The organism is Leptospira soteropolitanensis (assembly GCF_026151655.1).
GTDB lineage: Bacteria > Spirochaetota > Leptospiria > Leptospirales > Leptospiraceae > Leptospira_A > Leptospira_A soteropolitanensis.
Window position 1 is genome coordinate 203,062 of sequence record NZ_JAMQPN010000003.1, and the last position, 21,121, is coordinate 224,182.

Below are 21,121 nucleotides of genomic sequence, written 5' to 3' on the forward strand. Positions count from 1 at the left end.
GATCCCCCCTACTCCACTCTACCATCAGGCCAAAACAACTTCACTGGAGTTCCCGTTTTCTTTGCAAAACGAATCGTAGCCCAAGTGCCAGACCTTTGTTTCTCAGGACCACTCGGAAACGCCCAGAGTTCCTTCGCTGAAGAAACTATCACTTGGTTTCGTTTTAAATACTCTTCACTTGCAAAGCTGTGAACCAACACATCCTTCGTTTCATATTTCTTTTGGCAAAACGCTCGTTGTTTGTTATCTGTTGGAGGATGGATGAAGATTTCGATGACTTTGGGATTTTCTTTTTTAGCCTCCAAGAGGATTTTATGGATTCCTTCATCTACACCCACACAATCACCGTGATGTAATTTAATCTCATCATACTTCGAAAGTTCGGTAACAAAGGCTTCGATTTGAGCCTGCGTGATTCCATCTCGAGATCCAGTAATTCCGATATGTAATTGTTTCATGATACTAGTATCCCATAGGTGATTCTAGAATTCGGAAAAGGATTTTCCGAATGGGAATGGTGAAAAGGAATGTTTTCTATTCTAAACTCTTATAACTCGATTTTCAAGAATTCCGCCTTCCATTATCATTTTGCAAAATAACTGATTCTCAAAGGTTCGTAGAATCTTTTGATTGTAAAAGAATCTTACAAGGCTTGTTTCACTGTTTGTTCGTTAAACTACAGAGATCATTTTCCTTGTATGCTCGTTTGCATCTCTTACTTTTTTAAGACAAAAAAGATGTCCATTTTTATGTAATTAGGCTAATTCCGTTTTCTCAGAAGTAAATAAAAACAAATTGTCAATCATCCGTGGATTATCGCCATTCTGAATCATCAAGATTGATTTTTCAATTAGATCAAGAAGTCTGCTATTATCATAAAGAATTTTATTTTTATGGAAATCTAATATCAATTTTACTATCTCAGGTTCTGTCCCATCTACAACCAATTGAAGACCATTTGCCAAAAATTTATCCTCAGTAAATCCAATCACATCTTCTAAAGCCAGAATCCCTTGTCTTCTTGCATGATCTGCGAGATTCTTAAAAGCTTCTTGATAGTTGTGAAAATTTATAGAACGAGAAGGAAGTTTTTGTAATAATGTCCGACATTTTTCATGAAAAATTTCAAATTTTTCTGCTGAAGCTTTGTAACTTTTACGCTTAGCTTTCTTACTTCTAAATTCGCCAATGAAGTCATATGTTTCTTCAATCATTCTCTTTGTCTCGTCGGGAGTCGGGGTTTTTTTGATTTTTATATTCCCAGATCTTTCAGCTAATTGTAATACTTCGTTAATTCTTTCTGCTACAGCATTACTCTCCACAAAGTATAAGTTATGAGAATCGAGTTCTCGAAATAATTTCTCTCTACTCGTATCAACTACAGAATTTAATATTCTATTTTTTTCAAAACGATTCCAATTGTATTTAATTGAACCAAATCCATCAAAAAATTTGAGCACATAATTTATTTCGCTAAAGGAAAGATTCCCAGGAAAATCAAATCCAGAGCTTGGAATCTCAAAATCCTCATTCAGCTCTTCTAATACACATTTGATCGTTATTTTAAGATCATGCTTTGTTTTATATAACTCTTTAAGCAATGGAACTGCTTCTTTGCACTGGTAATGAGCTATATTTTGCAAAGCTTGTTTTCTTTTGGATTCATTATTAAGATCGTTAGCAAGATCGAATATCCACTGTTCACAATTCAACTCTCTATATTTTCCCATTTGCTTCACCTTGAATGAATTTTTTTAGCATCCCATCTGTGGTTCTAGAATTCGGAAAATGATTTTCCGAGTGGAGTTTACATTTCCAAAGCAGAGAAAAGAAAATATTCTAATTTATAAATATACTTAAGCTCCTACAAATGGAACACATTTGCTAAAGTTGAAAATAATCCAAGTGCCTAATTGATGGTCCGATATTCTGCAAAATGGAAAACCTTATAATTTATCAATTTAATTATTGTAGTTTCCCATAATAGAATGTACCTGACTCGTAAAGTTTGCCGAAGTGATCATATCTTTTACCTTTGCCATGAAGGTATCCACTGGAAAAGATTCCCTCCTCCATCAAATTTCCATTCGGGTGATATCTCTTACCTTTTCCATGAAGTTTACCATAATGAAATTCACCAACTTCTAAAATTTTGCCCGAAAGATTATATTTCTTACCTCTACCATTCAAAAAAGTTTTATCATGGCCTGGTTCGACGTAATAGTCATAAGCAAAGTCTCCCTCAGCTAATAGTTTCCCATCTGTATTATAAATCTTGCCTTTTCCTCCGAGATATCCCTGCATGAATTCCCCTTCCTGATATACTCTTCCGTTTTCGTGATATTTCTTCCCTATACCAGATAGCCGTCCATTTCGGAATTCACCTTCCTCAGACACTCTTCCATTTTCATGATATTTTTTCCCACTCCCCTCTAATCGACCAAATTCGAATGTTCCTTCCTCTATTAGATTATTAGTAAATTCATACTTTTTACCCAAACCGTATAGCTCCCCTTCAAAAAAGGTACCGACTTCTCTAAGCTCTCCATTCCAATATTTTTTACCATTCCCTTGTAATCGACCCTCAAAAAATTCCCCTTCCTCTTCTAAATTACCTTTATTATCAAAAATCTTCCCTTCTCCAGTTAATTTACCATCTTTAAATGAGCCTTCTTTATTTATAACCCCATTAGAGTGATATATTTTACCTTTCCCTTGCAAAAGGCCACTTTCAAAATAACCTTCAGCCGATATTTGATTATTTTGCCAATATTGTTTTCCTTCTCCATCGACCGTATCTAGAGACAAGCAGGTAAATTGAACAAAAAAACATAGAACTGAAATAAGTAAAAAAAATGATTTCATGAAATCTCCAAACATGCCACATAACAAATGGTATACTCCACACAATGTCAACAAATTTTCTGACAAGATGATTAGATTTTCATTCAAAAAAGAATCTAACTTCTAAATTACGACACCCAAATTTTCATTGAAGATACTATTTATTATTTAAATAGAAAAACGTTGATACTTTAATTCACTTTGCTCTAGAGCATGTTCTAAATTAAAAATTATCTTCGTCTAAAACAAAATAAAAAATTTCACCCAACCATTTTAATAAATTTGAACTTCACTCCTTCCCCAACCTAACTCCCAAACATCGGCCTTAATCTCACTGTATAGGTTTCCCAAAAGATACGATCCTGTTTTGCCAAACTCTCTGGTCCACTTGCCGATTGGATCCGAATGCGAGTGGTCGGTGCCAGTTGATTCGTCCATTGCAAAAACTCTTTCCAAATATCCAAAGGACTCTTTGTACTTATGTTATGTACTTTTGTTGTACTAGGTACAAAAGGAACCGCTGAAACTTCCGAATCTGCCTTGGATTTTTGGATGGGAGCACTCGGTTTCTCTTCCACTACCGCTTGGGAAAAATTTCCTAGGCTGTAAGTTAACTCTCGCCTCCTTCCATCGAAGGAAAGTTGTGAAATATAATTTCGTTTTTTCAGTTTGGAAATCATACGAGAGATGGTGTCTGGCTGTTTCCCAAGCAGTTTGGCAAAATATGCATTGGAAGCAAAACACCCTTTTGCCAATGTTAACGATCGAATTTCCGAAAGCAGATACTTTTCAGAAACACTCAAATCCTCAAGGCATTCAATTTCCCTGGGAATCCAAATCCCTGTTCGGTTAGTTTTCATTTTAGGTTCCTTCTTCCAAATGAACACTGACTCCGGCTACGAGCATCTGGTCGTTTTTATGCCAACGCATTCTGAGAATGCATAGCTCCCCTACTCTACTGGACTTCGGTTTTTTTCATGTGAAGACAAACCTTCGGTCAAAGTAAATTTACAGAGAGTGGAAAGTTCTTTCGAACGTTCCGTCGGAATTTTTTAACGAATTCCGAGTTAAGTCATAACGGCTATGTGGTAGAGCCGTGTTCGGCAGTGTTAACCGAACGTTCCCCAAATGTACCGACGTCGATAAACTGTCAATAAGTAAAAGAGACATAAATCAGGAATTTTTAACAGGAGGAAGGTGGCTCGTTTTGCTGAAATTCGAGCTGTGTTGGAAGGAGAGATAAATATGCCCTGGTTGGCTACCACACCTTCCAGGGCGTTTGACTTAACCCGGTTAAGGATTACTTAAGAACAACCCTAATCGAAGTACAAAAAGAGTACAAGCATTTTTTTGTTGAGAACGTCGATAAGCCTAGTTCGTTAGCTGGATGTTTTTTCAACGGGCGCCTCACATCCGTTACAGTCAAAAAGTTGTATCGTAGCAGTGACCGCGCTTTTCGCTTCAATCTTTCCCAACAAATGAGAAAAGATAAAACCTGAATCCAAAATGGGAAAGTATTTCCGCTGCAATCGCTGGCGCTAGGACTCGATTGAGGATCAAAAAAGAAATGAGTCTTAAATTATTACCTTATCTCGTAATCGATTACTTTTTATTTTTTGGCAAACAAACAATCCGATTGCAATCAGCAATACAACCTTGCCTTGCTGTCTCCAATGATTTTCCATGGTTTGTATACACATAAATCGAACTCGTACATTTCGACATACATTCTTGTTTCTCTTTGCAGTTCAAACTTCCATTGCCGCCAAGAGTTTCGTAATATGGATGCACCGGTTGTTATTTGGAAAAATCAATTGGTCCATTTCCTTTTTGTTTGTCTGGAAACAAGGCAAGTGGGAATAAAAAAGTTAGGATTGTAAGTATGATCAATTGGTTCATCGATTGTTTCCCTGCTTGGATTATTTTATTCTGATTTATGGTTTTTCAGCGTTCTTTGTAGTAAATGTTCTTTCGCTTTCCATCTCATCTAATCCTATTTTGAAGTAGGTTACTATACCGCAAATATCGGGTTTGCCTTCAAAACCAATGATAAGGACTGGGCCTATTGGTGCTTGCATTGTGGAACAAGTAACTTTATTCGATTTACCTTTACAGGGGCCATCTAAAGGTTTTAACAAGCTATATTCAACTTCATTTTCATTGATCATTTTAATGTAGCCTGGGATCTTTCGGACTCCATATTTCTTGGCCATCATCGTCCCTTCTTCAAAAGTCATTGTATACTCGATGTTTTCTCCATCAAATGAATATTCAACAAATGTACTCGGGTCTTCAATGACACCTTTTCCTTTTAGTAGGTCTAATACTTCCCTCCAAGACTTTGCCTGTTTCACTATTTCGCAAGGGTGCATCTTTTTATCTGTCAAACAAGCGGGGTATCGAGTTTCATTTCCTTTCCTGTAGGCTTCACATTTGCCCCGATCAGGAGTCTCTGCCATAAGGGAGTGGAAACTGAATAGGAATAAAAGTGCAGAGTAAAATACTTTCATTTGAATTTCCCAAGATTAATATCTTGGTTCGAATTATGATCAAGCTTTATTCTTGGTCCGTTAGGACTCTTTTCGTAAAAGCAGATTCGATAAGTTCTATCGATGCAAGATACCGAAAAGTCTGTTCGTTTTTTTGCAATTTTCTTTACGATTGTGCCAGTGCTTGGAGAGAGAAGGGAGCTGGTTGGCAAAAAAAGCCTTCAGGATTCATTGATAAGATCGAAGACCAAGGTATCACGGTGATCCTTTGGTCTTTTTTGGTCTTTCCTCGAATAAAAATTTGAATTTATTTCGAATTCCCATTAACTTGGTTTTCAATGAAAATTATTACTTCAGCAAGTTTGAAAGGTGGCGTTTCCAAAAGTACAATTTCTATCTTTTTGGCCTTGGCAATTAGTCAACTTAAGAAAAAAGTATTAGTGATTGATCTGGATCCTCAGTCCTATTCGTTAACAGATTTTTTTCTGCGCGATCTTTCGATTGATGAAATTGATAAAAAAAATGCCTACCAAGCATTTTCAGACCGCAAACAACTAAAAGATTGTATGTTTCCATCCCAAGGTATCACGGTGATCCCTTGCTCCCCTGATTTACAAGATTTGGGTGCTGAATTACAAAACGATCCGGGTTTACTCCTTCGCTCCAAAAAAGAAATCTCTTCCTTGCCGTTCGACTATGTGATCATCGATACTCCACCTTCACCGGTTTACGAATTCAAAATCGGTTTGTATGCTGCTGATATCGTTCTCTCTCCACTCACTTACGACCGATGGAGTTTATCAGGTCTCTTAAAAGCCAAAAAACAAGTCGAGTTAATCGGCCGCTCTGGTCTCAAAACTCCAAAGCATGTTGCCGTTCCCTCTATGGTATCCGACAAAACTAAAGACGATGTGATTGATATCCTAAAAGAAGGAAAATTCAAACACACAAAATCCTTCATCACTCGCTCAGCAGCCGTACAGTCAGCCATCATGAAAGGAAATGGTTTGAAATCTGGATCTAAATCCGAACAAGAATTTTCATCCTTAGCAAGTGAGGTGATTTCCTTATGAGTGCAAAGACAAAAAAATCGGCAATGATTGACTCTCTTGGGCAAAACATTCTTGTCTCTAATAAAGAATCATTCAAACTCACAACCTCCTCAAACAAAAACTGGGAACTTAGTCCTGTCCGCAATGCCAATGTATCGGAACTTCTCGATCATCCAGACAACATCAAGTTCTTCGACTACTGGGATAAATCCAAAAAAGAAGATGAATTGGCTTGGAGTCGATTTGTGGACCGAATCAAAAAAGGTGGGATACATGATCCACTCATCGTCTTTGGACCAAGAGCAAGTGCCGTTGGTTTTTCCTTAAAGCCGAACACTCTCATCACAGGACACAGAAGAAAAAAAGCCCTGAAAGAATTAGGAATCACAGAAGTTCCCGTTCGCTTCATCGAAGGAAAAATTACACTTCGTGAGCTAGAAGTTTTGATGTTGTCAGACAATTTTGACAGACGCCAAATCAAAGACCCAGCACAAGTCATTTATATATTAGTGAATCTATTTCCAGACACCTTTCAAAAAGACAACCGAGGTGGAGATATCACATCCAAAGACAATGCAACTCTCGCTGAGATTTCCAAAACTCATGGCATTTCCGTTCCTCAACTCAAACGCTACAAAGCGGTTTACCGTGAAGCCCTGCGCCTTGCACAAACTGCAAAACAAAACCAACCTGGACCAACTGAGTTTAAACAAGCCCTAAAGAACTTAGCAAACAAACGAAAAGCGGCCCCAAAGCAAAAACCAAAGACAGACATCAAATCTATGTTTGCCAAACGTTTTCCTTTCTTGGGATCCAAACTTTCGAAAGCTGAACAAACAAAACTCTTCCAAGCAATTGAAAAGTTGGTGAATTGAGCCTCAGGATTATGTCTCTTTGTGTTTTGTAGGCAGCTTGTGAGAAAGTCACATAGGTAACACTAGAACACTCACATGGGTGACAGATGGAGTGGGGGAGGGGGTTAAGAATCAAATGAAGGCAGGTGAATATTTAACAAAATTTGAATCAATGGATACTCGGAAAAGACCTGATTCTAGTGAAGTCTATCAGATCTTTGTGGATTTTGCGTCATTGATCGTATCACTAAAAGAAGATGATTTGGAGCAGATAAAGAAACAAGTTAATCTAAACTTAGCTAAGAAGTTATTATCCATTAGTGGATATCTATCAGAATATTCAATGTTTACAAATTCAAAACAATGTCTACATGCAGCTTTAATCTGTCATTGTATAGAAGATACATTTATCGATTATAGAGAAAATATTCGCTATCTCGTTTTGATTGAATTTGCTGCAAAAAAAATAAATGTAGATTTCTTTAACTTGGTCAAAAGTATACTTCCATATTGCTCTGTTCGTACTAAGGAAAATTTGGAAAATTATATCAATCGCGATGGCTCTTTGAATGAATTAAAGAATTTTCAGATCAAATTCAAAATGGTAGAAGGTTACCCAACCTTTCTACCTGAATAAATCTCTAGCCTTACACAAAAACCTTTTACTCTAATCGATAACCTTGCCATTTTCGGAAAAGTTTATTCCGAGATGAACCGACTTTGCAGAATACAAAGATCCCAAGCTCCATAATAAGCATCTTCGCCTTGGTATTCGAATCCGTCTGTCATACCGTAGGTAAAAAAATTGTAAGAGAGTAGGTCTGATGGTAAATAATTGCTACCTTCTAAGATTGATTTTATCATTTCCCTTTTGCTCGAAATTTTAAAATCTCTCTCTTCGCGCATTTGATACTCGAAGATTCGGCCGATGTCAATGCATTCAAATCGGGAAAGCATGGATTGAATCACATTCTCATTTCTTTTCTCTTTCCATTGATTGGATCGAATTTTTGCTGCCAAAAATTCATCTTCATTTTTAAAGAAAGGAGATTTGAAAAGTGAATAATCTAAGTATTTACCAATGACTACCATCAGATCAAAATCAGGGATTAAGAGATGGTTATCAAATTGGTAAAACATACGGTAACACCTTAGGTCGCTGGAGGGAACCGTCCCATGATTAAAAGCGAAGTTTGTCATTGAAATACGATGTTTGTCGGGAATATCAAAAAAGTCTTTCGAAGGGAGAAACAAAAGTGGGAAGGTATAAAGTTTTTCTGATATTGGATCATCCATAGTAATGATATTAAACCAGCTTACTTTTCATTTTCGGACGAAAAATTTCCGAATGACAAACTTTTGTTTGTTATATTAGTATCCATGAGCATGTCAAAACCAACTAAATCCCGTTATCTTACAAAATCAAGATACCAACTAGCGGGGGAATGTCCGACAAAACTCTATTATGCAAGCAATCCTGAATACGCAAACCAAAGCCTAGAGGATAGTTTTTTGGAGAGTTTGGCGGAAGGGGGATTTCAAGTTGGGGAATTAGCAAAATTATATGAAATGGATTCAGATAGTTTTGAAGTTGAAGGGTTGGAAATCGAATCGGCCGTCAAAGAAACAGAATTACTTTTAGAAAAAGACAAGGTAACCATCTTTGAAGCGGCCATCCGGTATCAGAATCTTCTCATTCGTGCTGACATTCTGAAAAAAAACGGAAACCAAATCGAACTCATTGAAGTAAAAGCCAAATCGTTTGCCGGAACAGATGAATCTTCATTCTTAAATGTAAGAGGTGATCAGATCAATTCAGCTTATAGTTCCTATCTAGAAGATGTGGCCTTTCAAACCTTTGTTTTGAAGAAAGCCTATCCTCAATATCGAATCAAATCGTATTTGATGTTGGCTAATAAAAATGCAAAAGCAACCGTCAATGGACTCAATCAAATTTTTAAAATCACTCAAGAGAATGGTAGAAAACAAATTCAAATCGACGAACCAATTTTGAAGAAAACTGGTCTTGGTGAGAAGATTTTAATCAAAGTTTGTGTCGATTCCGTTTTGCCATTCATCTACGAAGCAGAAGGGATGGCGGTTTATGAAAAACGAATTCAAGATCTAGCCACAAGTTACGAAGCTAACACCAAAATCCAACCAACCATTTCTACGACTTGTAACTCCTGTGAATTCACTTGCACCGAAAGTGATGTGGCCGAAGGAAAAAAAGATGGATTCTTAGAATGTTGGACGGAAAGCCTTGGCCTTCCAAAAGAGGCATTTGCAAAACCCCTTGTATTCGAATTATGGAATTCAAGAAAGTCATCACAGTATTTACGCGAGTCGAAATACTTCTTAGAAGATCTTTCGGAAGAGGATCTGACGATCAATCCAAGTGAGGATGATACTCTATCTACTTCGGAACGCCAATGGCTCCAATTGAAAAAAGTTTTAGATGGGGATAAATCTGTTTATTTGAATACAGTGGGTCTTAAAGTTGAAATGGATCGCTGGAAATTTCCACTGCATTTCATTGACTTTGAAACTTCTACTGTGGCAATTCCATTCTATCAAGGAATGTCTCCTTATGAAGAAGTTGCCTTTCAATTTTCTCACCATGTAGTGAACGAGGACGGTTCTGTAGAACACAAAGGACAATATCTTTCGACGGAACCAGGAGTTTTTCCAAACTTTGATTTTGTCCGTCATCTCAAAAAAGAATTAGAATCCGATGATGGCACGATCTTTCGATACTCCAATCATGAAAATACCATTCTCAATCGGATCATCGAACAATTGGATGAATCCATGGAACCGGATAAGCAAGAGTTAATCGATTGGATCAAAACAATCACTCACTCAGGTGGGAAGAATGAAAACACTTGGGTAGGGGATCGCGATATGGTGGATTTATGTGAAATTGTAAAAAAATACCATTATGATCCGAGAACCAAAGGTTCTAATTCCATCAAAGCAGTACTTCCGGCCGTTTTAAATTCGTCTTCGTATTTACAATCAATCTACAACAAACCCATTTATGGAAATGAAATCAAAAGTTTGAATTTCAAAGATAAAGTATGGTTAGAGATCGATCCATTCACGAAAGAAGCAACTAATCCGTATGACCAACTCCCTGATCTTTTTCAAGGGATCGAAATTCCTGAATCAGAGCTGAGTTTGGCCAATCAAAATAAGTTAGCAAGATTGAATGATGGTGGGGCAGCACTGACAGCCTTTGCCTTTTTACAATTTATGGATTGTTCAGAGCGTGTTCGGACCAAAATCAAAGAAGCACTTTTGAAGTATTGTGAGCTCGACACTTTGGCAATGGTTTTTATTTACCAATACTTTCGTTATGAAGTAGACTTAGGAAAACAGATTGACTCTCGCCAGCTTCTCCGAGGGTAACATTAGATGATGAATGAAGAACAAAAAGAATTGGTCTATGCTGGAATCCTTGGATTTGTAGTGGGAGATGCACTTGGTGTGCCGGTTGAATTTGAATCACGCGAGGAATTAAAACAGAATCCTGTATCCGGCATGACAGGATATGGAACGCACCACCAACCTCCCGGTACTTGGTCCGATGATAGTTCGCTTATGTTTTGTTTGATGGAAACATTTGTGGCTGGCTTTGATCTTAGGAAACTTGGTAACCGATTTATAAATTGGTTAGATATTGGTTACTGGACTCCTTATGGAAAGGCGTTTGATGTTGGGATCGGAACTAGAAAGGCAATTGATCGTCTGCGAGATACTTCCATCCATCCCAAAGATGCAGGTGGATCTGCTGAAAAAGACAATGGGAATGGTGCTTCCATGCGAATCCTTCCATTGTGTTTTGCCTTACAAAACCAATCTTTGGAAGAAAGAGTTTCCTTTGTTTCCGATGTTTCTTCTTTAACTCACAAACATCCAAGGAGTTTGATTGGATCTACGTTTCTTATCGAACTTGGGATAGCATTACTGCAAGGGAAATCAATCCCTGAAAGTAACCAGATCGCACAAGATCATACCAAAACCATCTTTCATGATGAAAAAGAATTAAGCCATTACAAACGATTGTTAATGGATCCAAAAGAATGGATTGATGTTTTGGCAAGGAAAGAGGATATAATGGCGTTGGTAGATTCGTTTGTAAAAAGTATAAACGGGACTTTGGCTTAGAAGTTATCTTATTCTATTTTAAACTTTATTGACAATTCACTGAACAGGCATTAGGGTAGCCGGATGAAAAATATATTTCTAAATCACTTGCTTTGTGTCTCGCTTTTTTTAATATCTTGTTCCTCAACTACTGAAAAAACAAATGAGAATAAAAGTTCGCGTGAATCCTCAAAACCTGAACAAAAAATGAGCGAATGCTTGATGCAGAAATCAAATCCAAAAGCAGGAGAGATACAGAATAATAAGGAATATTATCATTTTAAAAAGAAGGATCAGAAAATTTATCCAGGGAAATGTATAGCTGGTGATTGTATTTCAGGACTTGGTGAGATGGTTTTTCCTTCTGGATCAACTTATAAAGGTGAATTTAGAAATGGCAAATTCGATGGCTTTGGACGAGCTGAAAGTTGTTCAAACTATTTGTTTGAAGGAACTTTCACTTCGGGAATTGCTACTGAAGGCATTGCAACTTTTCCCGGAGGCCAAATTCATGAAGGAATATGGGATAAAGATGCAAGATTAATTAAAGGCAAAAGATTATATACAGATGGGGGAGTAGAGGAAGGAGAATTCGATCCAATCACTGGTGTTCTTCTTAAAGGTAAAATGATAGATCCGGAAGGCAATATTTACGAAGGACTATTTGATAAAAATGGATTTCTCCTTAATGGTAAATCATTCTTTAAAAATGGCATCAAATTTGAAGGATCCATCAAAAATCATGTATTGAAAGGTAAAACCATTTATCCTAGTGGAGTTACTTTTATTGGAAATTTAAGCTATGATGAAAATATTGAGATAAAAGGAAAAAAAATCGTACCTGATGGCACTATTTATGAGGGAATTTTTGACTTTAGAACTAAACTTCTGACTAAAGGAATAGCAATATTTCCAGATGGAAACATTCGCGAAGGTATCTTTGATCCTGAGACGGGTTATCTTATCAATGGGAAAGCAAAATACCCAAATGGAATACAAGAAGTAGGTGTCTTTAATAGAGAAACCGGTATATTTATTGATTTAGAAAAATTGGAAAGACAAGTTTTCAATGAATCTTTAAAATCATCATACCATCAGTGGGAATTTGACAGAGATGGATGCATAGATAAATGGAATGTTACATTCCAGAATAATACAAAAAAAACTATCTCATCGATTAATTTTATTTTAATTATAAAAGAAATTGATTCAGTTATTCGCTATCAGAAAGCACACAGTGTTAAGTTAAAATTAAATCCGAATGAAACTTCTCCTTCTCCTTATTTCAAACTTAATCAAAGAGTGTGCCCATCTGGTAATAATTTTATAGAAAGTCACGAATTTTATGCAGATGTAACTGGATATAAATAGATAAATACCTAAAGACTCTAACCTAAAATTCACATTTAATTTAACTGGTAACTTGCCATTTTTTTGGGTTATCTATATTGTAAAATTAACTTTTTATCCCCCTAAAACATGTGGCTTTAAATCTCTTGTATACTTAAATGTATACAAGAGATTTATTAAATTTGGTTCTGTGTGAATTAAATACATTTTAAAAAATCATTTAATAACGGAATATACTAAACACTGATTTGAATCATTTGTATCGCTAAAATTCACTATTGAGAACTTATATTTACTAAAAAATTCCCTTCGGAAAGACTTCTTCCGAAAATCCCCATTACGTTCGTTATGATATGAGTCATTCAACATTAAGGAAGGTGTTACATGATTCAAATGGAAAAAATCGAAGAATTTGTATCGAAAGTCGCTCGCGTATTAGGAATGTTTTTTATGCTACTATTGGTTTTGGTATTAGGTTGGAATTTGCTCGCCTATACATATCAATTAGTGACACCAGTTTTCAATCAGAAGTATCCAAAAACGGAATTTAAAATCCAAGACTTCAAACGGAGTGCCCCTGCCTCTGCTGATGCAACCGAGTCCGAATCAAAGAAGGAAGTGACTTATTCTGAGAAACTGGCGATTGCCGTTTTGAAGGATATCAAAAAGGACTTTGAATCGACTTTAGCAAATGTAGTGAGACAAAAAGGAATCGGACTTGTTCGAGGCCAAATCAGTGACGAACTCAAAAGTTTGCCTTATGCGGAGTTAAATGAAAGTGTAGAAGCTGTGATCCAAGATACAACTCCGAAGTATTGGCAGATCTTTTTTGATAAATCCAAAGAAAGAATCGCATCTGATTTGGAATACCAATTCTCAGAAGATTCTTTCAGAGAAGATGCTTCGGAACAAATGACGGAGTATCTAAAAGAATCTATGAAAAAAGGATATTCTCCTTATGCGATCTACAACTACCAAAACGAAGAAATTGATTTCTTAACAGATATCAAACTAAGTAAAGTCTATCGAAAATTTTGGGACGACTATAGCAGTGGCAAATCTGAATTGGATGCAAAAAATGCCAAAGAAGAGTTTTTCACAAACACAAGACTGATTGTGTTAGGATCCATCTTGTTACTCTTGCCATTCTTAGGAGTTTTGTTTTCCATTATGCGAATCGAAAAACACCTCGCAAAACGTTAGTTCCATTTACTTTCTTTTGCCTCTTTGGCTCCCCTTTGTTGGGGAGTCCTTTTTGGTTGGTTGCTTGTTTTGCTTTGTTTCCGAATAAAACTGACTAAGATCATGCAACTTAGCTCGGAAAGCCGTGACTGCTTCTTTGGGTCCAATCAACTTCGCATACCTTTGGTAGTTAAACAAAATATCAAAAATTAAATATTCGTTATGAGTTTTGATTTCAACGATTGCAGAATTGGTTTTGTCATCTTCTTTGATGATTTTGCATGCCAGATTCAGACTGTGTAGTAGATAATCTACATTGTTTTTTGCCATCCAAATGGTGTAAGTGACTTCTTCTTTTTGGAATCTTGCAAAGGGATTTGTTGTTAAATAATCAATCAGGTCAAAATCTGGAAGCTTTGTATCTTTGCCTAGCGAAGATACAAGTGCTGGATAAAAATCCAGTTTTGGATTTTGAATTCGGCTTAACATAAAAGATTTTGTGTTTTTATCTTTTGTGTCATAGGCGATGAGGCCTAAATTTCCTTCCACAAGAGTGATGGCCCGAGGATACACTCGCCTTGACTCTTGTCGAAATTGCATCAGTTTTTTATATTGAAACTCAAGAGGTAAATTGAATTTGATCGCATAACGTACAACAATGAGAAATGTTGGTAAGTCAAGTTTGTCTTTCCAGTTTTTCAAAACAATTTGTAAGGCTTCATCACTTGTAAAATGGGCAAAAGATTTTAAGATGGTTAATGAGATCGAAAGGATTTTGGGAATGTCATTTTCTTTTAAATTGCAGCGTTTCGATTGGAAATTAATGGATACACTAAATTGCGCTTTCACTTCATCCAAATAGTTTTGAAGTCTCTTTCTAACTTTTTCCTGAAGGGATGTTTTCTTTTTCTGGTTCTTTTTAGGCTCTTCTTCGTCCTCATCATCTTTGAATTCTAATAATTCTTTTTTCCATGCTTCTGGATCCATATCGATTTGGTGGATTTCATCAAATCGTGTGTATAAATCTCCCACATTCATGATTTCATCATGTTGATTTTTAGTTCTTTCTTTTAGATACCACTCTCTTCCTAAAAGAAGGACCTCGAGTCCTTTTTGGATTTGTTCTTCTTTGGTAAGATTTTTTGCCATTTCGCGTCGATTGGAACATTTGGAAGATTTGCTGCAAATCAATTCTGTTGTGTATTTGAGATACCACCGAATTTTTGCTAGGTTGGAGCGAGTCCATCTAACATAAATGGAGACTTGTTAGTGAAGATTATTTAGATATCATTCCCTCAAATTTTGAAAGGTTCTCTTGTTCGATTTTCTTCTTTTGGAACAGAAAGTATGAACTTCCTCAATGGAGATGCTTCCGACCCATCTGTTACGAATTTCCTGTTCAGGTAAAAATTCGAGAGAAGGTTGTGGCATCCAATTTTTGGAGAATGTTCCACTCTTTCTTTTCCCTCCAAAGTTGCCCGTTGATTTCGGCAAATTCAAACTTTGAATTTCGGGATGGATTTTCGTGTCCTAAACGGCTTCTTTGAAGTTAAAAATTTCGCGCTAGAATCGATTTCTAGCCTATTTGATTCTTAAAAATAGGAACATATAGCCGAGAGGCCTTTTCTGAGCTAAAATTCCAAATTTTAGCTCTTCTATACATTAGGTTATAGTATTCTTTTTAATATTCAGAACTTGGGAAAGGTTACCTGTATTGACGCAGTTTTTATCTAACCAATGGAAAATGGATTTTGTAAGGAGAAGATTCATTTAGCCCAAAGAACCTTCGGAGTAAGTCTCTTCTCCACTTCTGATTTCCTTTACCAAACTTCTACTTTAGTAAAGAAAATGGTTTTAGTGCGAAAAGGTGAACTTCGGTTGTAATTGAGACGGGAAGTCCTTTTAGGGACTCGGAAAACCCAACGCATCGAAAAGATTCTCTGAATTTTATTTATTATATAAGAAGAGTAGTGGGGAAGCTATCCAAAGCGAAGCCAAATCAAATCTCACTACTAACTAGATGAAAGGGAAATCCTCTGTCCAAAACCTAAGTGAACTAATACACTATGAACAGAGAGTTTTTTTAAACGAAAATCCTTTTCGAATACTAATATAAAGTAAGGGGGAAATCGAATATGAGAATCATTGAAATAATTTTGAAATTAGTCAGTATCTTAGAAATCGTGATCAGAATTCTTAACGATAGCAACTTTCTTTGAGATCAAACCAGTTTTAAAGAAAGTCATCACCTTTCAATAAACCTGGAATAATCAAAAAGTTGTAATATATGAAAATTAAATCCCATCGTTTCCAGAGACTAGCAATTTTTGGGAACGGTGGTGTGGTTAAAAGTTCAAATTAATTGCATCCAGACGGATCAGGCTCAGAATCTGGGACGTCATTAGGAATCAGTAAAGGCTGAGGGAACCATCCAGTTTTGGTTGTGCTACCACAGATAAAAATTGTTTCTCCTGCGTTGATCTTTATACCGATCGGAAGAGCTTGCTTACTGCTTGATACAGATCGCCCAACTACTTTATAATAATGCACCATAAGTTTGTAGTCACCAGGAGATACGAGAAAATTTTTATAGTGACTCCAATTGTGTACCTGACCCATAGGCATCATTTGATCGTCAATCGACATTAGAAAGGTTGATCTGCTTGTGCGAATTCTTCCTTGCTGTTCGATAGGTGTCATTTTGTCTGTGCGGAAATACATTACTCCAGTAAAACAATTACTCAAAGTAAAGAGCATAGAAACTAGTATTATTATTTTCATTCGCTCACCATTCGATCTGTTACAAGATCGGTCAACTTAGTTTATTGTGCTTCCGTGTCTGTTTTCGGAGAAAGTCGGAAACGGCTAACTAGTGTATTAGGGTAAGGGGCGACCAAACGAAAGCCGCAGCCCACTGAGGACTAGGTGGTACGAGCGTGGTGAGCAAGTGGGAATGAAATACCGCATCAGTCGAAATATCGAAAAAAAGGGGAGAGTAGCTTTCCATTGGAAAGCTGAATCATCAATTACAGTTCTAAAAGTCCTATTGTAAAAGAATTTGGATCAATCGGTTCGGGTGCGCTTGCGATGATGTCTTGTAGACTTGCCTTTTCTCCATTTTTGAGACGATCCAAATGTTCAATGAGGAGTTGCATATGGAGTGAGTCCTCTTCATCCGGATCTTCTTCCTCAATATCTTCTGGGAAGAAGTCTGGATCTTCCATCATCTCTTCCATCTGTCGTCTCATCGCTTCCATTTCTTCTTTTGTTGCCAGTCCATTATGCTCTATTTCCATGTTATACTTACCAGGCATGATATTTCGCGCTTTTTGTTTATTTATCAACTTTATTTTTAGAGAAATCTATTTTGTTAGGTGGTTTTTTGGCTTGCCATCGAATTTCAGAAGAGGTAAGAATTAAGACACCTAATCATTCTTTGTTTGGTGCAATTCAAATGATGATTTACCAAATATTTTAATTCTTTTGATCAAAAAAAACGATACCAAGTGAAAAATTACTTATTCATTTCCTTATCTCTCCTAATCCTGTTTCATTTTCATTGTTCCACATCCAATTCAAAAGAAATGGAAGCAGAGGTTATGACTGATACCAATTATGGATACTTTCGATGGCACAATTCCATCCGAGATGGTTATGTCGTCGTCGATACAAAAGTCTTTAAAGATCCAAGTGGTTGTCATGGCGATTACAATTGTTCGTCGCAAGAACATATCAAAAAGATGGCGAATCTCCGGCCTTCGGACCCTTCCATGGCGATTCCTTTAAAAGTGGGAGAGTATTATGCTATGACAAAACTTAGATATGGTGATGTATCATTCTTTCGCTGTAAAACAAGTGACTTAAAGATTTATCATGGCTTTCAATTTAAAGATCCTTATGATCCAAAAAATCCAACAGTTCCTTACACTTCAGAAACATGTCAGTTTCTGAAGGAAGACAAAGTGGTTTGCCCTTCCATTAAGATTTCGAAAAAAAACATTCAAGAAATCAACATCACGGAAGATGAGATCAGGGAAAAATCGATCTCGTTTCGACATCTATTGGAATCGAATATCATCTTATCCACCATAAGTTTGTTTTATTGTGGGCCGATCTCGAGTCAGGTCGATTTTATTTCAGTTGAGGATAGAAGGTATTGAAAAGGGAAAAAATAATCGGGACAAAGTAGAGAATGATAATAAATAGAAATCTGGATGAATAAAATGAAGATGCTTTTGAATATTTTTTTACTTATGGTAATGTCTATTTTCAATTCATCTTGTTTTGAATCTAGAGCGAAAGTTACTAAAGAAGCCATTGAATTAAAAATCAAAGAAAACGAAAGATTCGATAGTTTGGGTTTTGCAAAATGGCTAAATTCTCTCAGTATTGAAGAAAAATTTCTATTTTTAGAAGTATTTCTTCCAGGGAAGGTTGTTACAGATCCACCGAATAATGTTTGGATATTTTCAGAAAATGGTAAAATTTATGCAAAAGAAATTACAATAAAGAATGCAAACATTCGGACATTGGGTAAATGGAATATCAAAAATAGTCAACTAATCATTGATAATTGGTCTGAAGAATTTCCAGGAAGGAATAATATCTATAGAAATTTTGGTGCTAACGAATATAAACACCTTGATAAACTTTTCCCTGCGAACTCGGGTTTATTTATTGCCTTATATAAGAATGAGATCATCTCAGGTGAGCCGGATTTCGACCTTCTTATTTATTGGAAAGATCAGAATGATCGGCAATATAATGAATTAAAAGAATATGCTAAAGAAAATTTTAATGCAAGATAAGCAATATATGCCAGAAATCTTATTTCTTTTAGCAAACTTAATAAATGAGAAAACAGTTGAGGTTATATTGAAAGATAATTGGAAAATATTCTAATTTTTTCTAAATTTACAATGACTTATCAAAAATCAAGACCACATACATTGTATATGATACCTTCGCTTCAAAGAAGGACATATGGACTCCCAAAACTATGGAAGGAGTATTAAGAGAAACGAGGCTGGCAATGAATTCAAAATTTATTCACATATTAATTTTCCTAATATTGGCATTTCATTGCCGTAAAATGACTGATTCTCACATCAGGAAGACTCCAGATGGAGGGTATAGAAAATTTGAATCTTCAAAGAAGGAAAATTTTGACGTGCATACCAAATTTGATAAGGATTGGAATGTATTGCGTAAAGAAGTTTTTTTTAGAACCCCTTATTTTGAAGATCACTCAAGAGAAAGTAAAGACGAACTAGTGATCACTTATCTAGAAGAAAATGGAAAATATCATTTAAGCATAATACTGCTTATGTTAAGTAATGAATCTAGTATATTATACCACCTAAATAATAAAGGACAATTTTATACTAAGTCAATTAATGTTTCTCCAAATAATTCAGTAGAATACTCTAGAAGTATAGACTTTGAATCCAATCAGAAAAAAGTTTCTGATTATGTTTATATATTTGATACGAGCAATAAAAAACCAAAAATAAAATCGAAAATGATTACAAATGAATTTTGCCAAAGTGAAGATAAAATAGAGTTCATATGCAATGATAAAAACTTTGAGATAATGGAATATTACTTAAAAAAGATTGAATGAGTCAAAGATTTATTGGGATTATTTTTACAAAGATTCTTTCGCAACTGACCAACAAACGGGTATCAAGTGACTTTTTCTTGACCGGTTCTCGGAAGTTGTGAAAGCTGAAAGAAAGAGTATTGCAAATGAAGAGGTTATCCATTGCCATCAAAAGACTTTGATAAAAAATTTCAAGACTTGTGTCAGAAAATTCTCCAGGTCGCTTCCGAATTTGTTGATTATAATGACAAAGAAGTAGATGCGATATACTTTTTTGGAGCTAGGGAACAAAAAGTCTCTTATACACAAACATTTTATAAGATTAATGGAAAGATAGTCGAGTTACACGAAGTCAATCATGCGTTAAAGAGAAAAGTTGATAACTCTTCACTTCGTATATCAGGATTATTAGATGAAAATTTGAATCTTTTGGAAGAAATATCGAATTTATTCATTGCTGATAATAGAGAGGTTCCTACCCAAATTAAGATTTCCTATTTTTCAAAACTCAAAAAGTCAGAAACTAAGTTAGATTATGGTTTCCATTTTTCAAACCATAAAACCTTGAGAGTGGATAACGTTTTTGATCGATGGGTAGAGCAAATAAGATCAGAAAATTAACATTCCTTAATGAATTTGGATGAATTTTGGTTAGTCTATACAAAACGAGGATTCTAAATTTCATTAAGAATTGGCAAAAAATTCTTGTACTTTTTCCAATCCATGTTTCACTTGTACTGTCTTAGGTGAAGATCCAAAAAGACGCGATTCCCCCTCGAGTTTGCCCTCCTGGGGGACCTTTCTCCCTCCTCAAAAAACTCCTGAAATTATGTCTCATTGTGATTGACAAAATCCGTCCTTTGGATTTAGGTTTTACTGTCCGGTAATAGGCATTTGTCGGATGAGGTAGGCAAAGACCTCGGATCACTTCACCTAACTTGATCCCCTGCCACAAAAAGAATGTTAAATGGTTTGGCCGAAGGCGTGTCTAGGCAAATCGAAGGGACAACATGAGACAAGGAATTTGGATCCCTGCTCGTATCGAGAGTAGGAAGGACCTTTCCATATCTGAGAAGGTAATCCTTTCAGAAATTGAAAGTTTTACATCGAATGGAAAGTGTTTTGCATCAAACGAACATTTTGCGAACTTACTTGGGATACGACCTGATACTGTTTCGCGCATGATTTCCAGGCTGAAAAAACGGGGGTTTGTCATTCAAACTGGATTTGACGGCCGTAGACGTTATCTTTGTCTGGGGTCTGCCTTGGATGAGAGTACGAATCATACGGAGTTGCCCTCTAGGGAACCACATCGCAGCGTTGAGACTTTCTCCCAACCAGCCTTGGACAATCCACCTCCTCCTTTAAAGAAGAATTCATTGATTAGTACAAAGGAACAGTACAAGGGAATGTTAAACAAATTTCCCGAAGCAACAAGAAAGGCCGTTGAACGGATTTTATTTGAAGGAGAGAAACCTTCTTCCAAACATTTGGCAAGGATTGTGAATTCTTTAACTAGTGTTGTTGGAGATGGATGAATGCGGGAATTGTTTTTTTGTATACTAGGAAAGATTCACTCTTTTCAATCTCCCGTAAGTA

At 36.1% G+C, this 21,121-nt stretch carries 21 protein-coding genes; 12 read left to right on the forward strand and 9 right to left on the reverse strand.

Annotation, left to right across the window (positions count from 1 at the left end; all coding sequences use genetic code 11):
* Positions 1-8: 8 nt before the first annotated feature.
* The 5 genes from ND811_RS09440 to ND811_RS09460 all read right to left on the reverse strand — a co-directional run bounded on the left by ND811_RS09440 (position 9) and on the right by ND811_RS09460 (position 5,354).
* A complete protein-coding gene (locus ND811_RS09440; protein ID WP_265351953.1) occupies positions 9-458 on the reverse strand; it encodes a hypothetical protein in 450 nt (149 codons plus the stop codon).
* A gap of 297 nt (positions 459-755) precedes the next feature.
* Positions 756-1,730, reverse strand: coding sequence for a MotA/TolQ/ExbB proton channel family protein (locus ND811_RS09445; RefSeq protein ID WP_265351952.1), 975 nt, complete (start codon positions 1,728-1,730; stop codon positions 756-758).
* A 235-nt stretch (positions 1,731-1,965) separates the two neighbouring features.
* On the reverse strand, positions 1,966-2,865 hold the full coding sequence (locus ND811_RS09450; RefSeq protein ID WP_265351951.1) for a toxin-antitoxin system YwqK family antitoxin: 900 nt from the start codon (positions 2,863-2,865) through the stop codon (positions 1,966-1,968).
* 284 nt (positions 2,866-3,149) lie between these two features.
* Positions 3,150-3,704, reverse strand: a complete 555-nt coding sequence (locus tag ND811_RS09455) for a helix-turn-helix domain-containing protein (RefSeq protein WP_265351950.1) — start codon at positions 3,702-3,704, stop codon at positions 3,150-3,152.
* Positions 3,705-4,778: 1,074 nt separating this feature from the next.
* A complete protein-coding gene (locus ND811_RS09460) occupies positions 4,779-5,354 on the reverse strand; it encodes a hypothetical protein (RefSeq protein WP_265351949.1) in 576 nt (191 codons plus the stop codon).
* Positions 5,355-5,671: 317 nt separating this feature from the next.
* Here ND811_RS09460 and ND811_RS09465 point away from each other — a divergent pair, with 317 nt between their 5' ends.
* The 3 genes from ND811_RS09465 (at position 5,672) to ND811_RS09475 (ending at position 7,876) form a co-directional block, all read left to right on the forward strand.
* Entirely contained in the window at positions 5,672-6,406 is a 735-nt protein-coding gene (locus tag ND811_RS09465) for a ParA family protein (RefSeq protein WP_135673281.1), read from the forward strand.
* Positions 6,403-7,260 (forward strand): ParB N-terminal domain-containing protein, encoded by an 858-nt coding sequence (locus ND811_RS09470; RefSeq protein ID WP_265351948.1) that lies wholly within the window; start codon positions 6,403-6,405, stop codon positions 7,258-7,260. Before ND811_RS09465 ends, ND811_RS09470 begins: the two co-directional genes overlap by 4 nt.
* Before the next feature lie 115 nt (positions 7,261-7,375).
* Positions 7,376-7,876: a hypothetical protein gene (locus ND811_RS09475; protein WP_265351947.1), complete on the forward strand. Its 501-nt coding sequence runs from the start codon at positions 7,376-7,378 to the stop codon at positions 7,874-7,876.
* Between the two features lie 62 nt (positions 7,877-7,938).
* Here ND811_RS09475 and ND811_RS09480 read toward each other — a convergent pair whose 3' ends face one another.
* Positions 7,939-8,535 carry a hypothetical protein gene (locus ND811_RS09480; RefSeq protein WP_265351946.1) on the reverse strand — a complete coding sequence of 199 codons (597 nt, stop codon included), beginning with the start codon at positions 8,533-8,535 and terminating at the stop codon, positions 7,939-7,941.
* A 90-nt stretch (positions 8,536-8,625) separates the two neighbouring features.
* Here ND811_RS09480 and ND811_RS09485 point away from each other — a divergent pair, with 90 nt between their 5' ends.
* The 4 genes from ND811_RS09485 (at position 8,626) to ND811_RS09500 (ending at position 13,941) form a co-directional block, all read left to right on the forward strand.
* Positions 8,626-10,650 (forward strand): DUF2779 domain-containing protein, encoded by a 2,025-nt coding sequence (locus tag ND811_RS09485; RefSeq protein WP_265351945.1) that lies wholly within the window; start codon positions 8,626-8,628, stop codon positions 10,648-10,650.
* Between the two features lie 6 nt (positions 10,651-10,656).
* Positions 10,657-11,409, forward strand: coding sequence for an ADP-ribosylglycohydrolase family protein (locus ND811_RS09490; protein WP_265351944.1), 753 nt, complete (start codon positions 10,657-10,659; stop codon positions 11,407-11,409).
* Between the two features lie 63 nt (positions 11,410-11,472).
* Positions 11,473-12,759 (forward strand): MORN repeat-containing protein, encoded by a 1,287-nt coding sequence (locus ND811_RS09495; RefSeq protein ID WP_265351943.1) that lies wholly within the window; start codon positions 11,473-11,475, stop codon positions 12,757-12,759.
* A 363-nt stretch (positions 12,760-13,122) separates the two neighbouring features.
* Positions 13,123-13,941 carry a hypothetical protein gene (locus tag ND811_RS09500; RefSeq protein WP_265351942.1) on the forward strand — a complete coding sequence of 273 codons (819 nt, stop codon included), beginning with the start codon at positions 13,123-13,125 and terminating at the stop codon, positions 13,939-13,941.
* A 6-nt stretch (positions 13,942-13,947) separates the two neighbouring features.
* On the opposite strand, the gene ND811_RS09505 is transcribed toward ND811_RS09500, so the two are convergent.
* The 3 genes from ND811_RS09505 to ND811_RS09515 form a co-directional block, all read right to left on the reverse strand.
* Positions 13,948-15,069, reverse strand: a complete 1,122-nt coding sequence (locus ND811_RS09505; RefSeq protein WP_265351941.1) for a WYL domain-containing protein — start codon at positions 15,067-15,069, stop codon at positions 13,948-13,950.
* Between the two features lie 1,209 nt (positions 15,070-16,278).
* Positions 16,279-16,701, reverse strand: a complete 423-nt coding sequence (locus tag ND811_RS09510; protein WP_265351940.1) for a hypothetical protein — start codon at positions 16,699-16,701, stop codon at positions 16,279-16,281.
* A 245-nt stretch (positions 16,702-16,946) separates the two neighbouring features.
* The gene (locus ND811_RS09515) at positions 16,947-17,216 is read right to left on the reverse strand and encodes a hypothetical protein (protein ID WP_265365525.1); all 270 of its coding nucleotides are present in this window, start codon (positions 17,214-17,216) and stop codon (positions 16,947-16,949) included.
* Between the two features lie 210 nt (positions 17,217-17,426).
* Between ND811_RS09515 and ND811_RS09520 the strand changes: the two genes are divergently transcribed.
* The 5 genes from ND811_RS09520 to ND811_RS09540 all read left to right on the forward strand — a co-directional run bounded on the left by ND811_RS09520 (position 17,427) and on the right by ND811_RS09540 (position 21,060).
* The gene (locus ND811_RS09520; RefSeq protein ID WP_265351938.1) at positions 17,427-18,080 is read left to right on the forward strand and encodes a hypothetical protein; all 654 of its coding nucleotides are present in this window, start codon (positions 17,427-17,429) and stop codon (positions 18,078-18,080) included.
* A 54-nt stretch (positions 18,081-18,134) separates the two neighbouring features.
* Entirely contained in the window at positions 18,135-18,728 is a 594-nt protein-coding gene (locus tag ND811_RS09525; protein WP_265351937.1) for a hypothetical protein, read from the forward strand.
* Positions 18,729-18,919: 191 nt separating this feature from the next.
* On the forward strand, positions 18,920-19,543 hold the full coding sequence (locus ND811_RS09530) for a hypothetical protein (RefSeq protein ID WP_265351936.1): 624 nt from the start codon (positions 18,920-18,922) through the stop codon (positions 19,541-19,543).
* A 141-nt stretch (positions 19,544-19,684) separates the two neighbouring features.
* Positions 19,685-20,143: a hypothetical protein gene (locus ND811_RS09535; RefSeq protein WP_265351935.1), complete on the forward strand. Its 459-nt coding sequence runs from the start codon at positions 19,685-19,687 to the stop codon at positions 20,141-20,143.
* Positions 20,144-20,532: 389 nt separating this feature from the next.
* On the forward strand, positions 20,533-21,060 hold the full coding sequence (locus ND811_RS09540; RefSeq protein ID WP_265351934.1) for a helix-turn-helix domain-containing protein: 528 nt from the start codon (positions 20,533-20,535) through the stop codon (positions 21,058-21,060).
* Positions 21,061-21,121 lie beyond the last annotated feature (61 nt).

What these genes read in the sequence shown, in the direction of transcription:
- ND811_RS09440 (WP_265351953.1), bottom strand. Translation starts at nt 458, where the DNA reads ATGAAACAATTACATATCGGAATTACTGGATCTCGAGATGGAATCACG.
- ND811_RS09445 (WP_265351952.1), bottom strand. Translation starts at nt 1,730, where the DNA reads ATGGGAAAATATAGAGAGTTGAATTGTGAACAGTGGATATTCGATCTT.
- ND811_RS09450 (WP_265351951.1), bottom strand. Translation starts at nt 2,865, where the DNA reads ATGAAATCATTTTTTTTACTTATTTCAGTTCTATGTTTTTTTGTTCAA.
- ND811_RS09455 (WP_265351950.1), bottom strand. Translation starts at nt 3,704, where the DNA reads ATGAAAACTAACCGAACAGGGATTTGGATTCCCAGGGAAATTGAATGC.
- ND811_RS09460 (WP_265351949.1), bottom strand. Translation starts at nt 5,354, where the DNA reads ATGAAAGTATTTTACTCTGCACTTTTATTCCTATTCAGTTTCCACTCC.
- ND811_RS09465 (WP_135673281.1), top strand. Translation starts at nt 5,672, where the DNA reads ATGAAAATTATTACTTCAGCAAGTTTGAAAGGTGGCGTTTCCAAAAGT.
- ND811_RS09470 (WP_265351948.1), top strand. Translation starts at nt 6,403, where the DNA reads ATGAGTGCAAAGACAAAAAAATCGGCAATGATTGACTCTCTTGGGCAA.
- ND811_RS09475 (WP_265351947.1), top strand. Translation starts at nt 7,376, where the DNA reads ATGAAGGCAGGTGAATATTTAACAAAATTTGAATCAATGGATACTCGG.
- ND811_RS09480 (WP_265351946.1), bottom strand. Translation starts at nt 8,535, where the DNA reads ATGGATGATCCAATATCAGAAAAACTTTATACCTTCCCACTTTTGTTT.
- ND811_RS09485 (WP_265351945.1), top strand. Translation starts at nt 8,626, where the DNA reads ATGTCAAAACCAACTAAATCCCGTTATCTTACAAAATCAAGATACCAA.
- ND811_RS09490 (WP_265351944.1), top strand. Translation starts at nt 10,657, where the DNA reads ATGATGAATGAAGAACAAAAAGAATTGGTCTATGCTGGAATCCTTGGA.
- ND811_RS09495 (WP_265351943.1), top strand. Translation starts at nt 11,473, where the DNA reads ATGAAAAATATATTTCTAAATCACTTGCTTTGTGTCTCGCTTTTTTTA.
- ND811_RS09500 (WP_265351942.1), top strand. Translation starts at nt 13,123, where the DNA reads ATGATTCAAATGGAAAAAATCGAAGAATTTGTATCGAAAGTCGCTCGC.
- ND811_RS09505 (WP_265351941.1), bottom strand. Translation starts at nt 15,069, where the DNA reads ATGGCAAAAAATCTTACCAAAGAAGAACAAATCCAAAAAGGACTCGAG.
- ND811_RS09510 (WP_265351940.1), bottom strand. Translation starts at nt 16,701, where the DNA reads ATGAAAATAATAATACTAGTTTCTATGCTCTTTACTTTGAGTAATTGT.
- ND811_RS09515 (WP_265365525.1), bottom strand. Translation starts at nt 17,216, where the DNA reads ATGGAAATAGAGCATAATGGACTGGCAACAAAAGAAGAAATGGAAGCG.
- ND811_RS09525 (WP_265351937.1), top strand. Translation starts at nt 18,135, where the DNA reads ATGAATAAAATGAAGATGCTTTTGAATATTTTTTTACTTATGGTAATG.
- ND811_RS09530 (WP_265351936.1), top strand. Translation starts at nt 18,920, where the DNA reads ATGGAAGGAGTATTAAGAGAAACGAGGCTGGCAATGAATTCAAAATTT.
- ND811_RS09540 (WP_265351934.1), top strand. Translation starts at nt 20,533, where the DNA reads ATGAGACAAGGAATTTGGATCCCTGCTCGTATCGAGAGTAGGAAGGAC.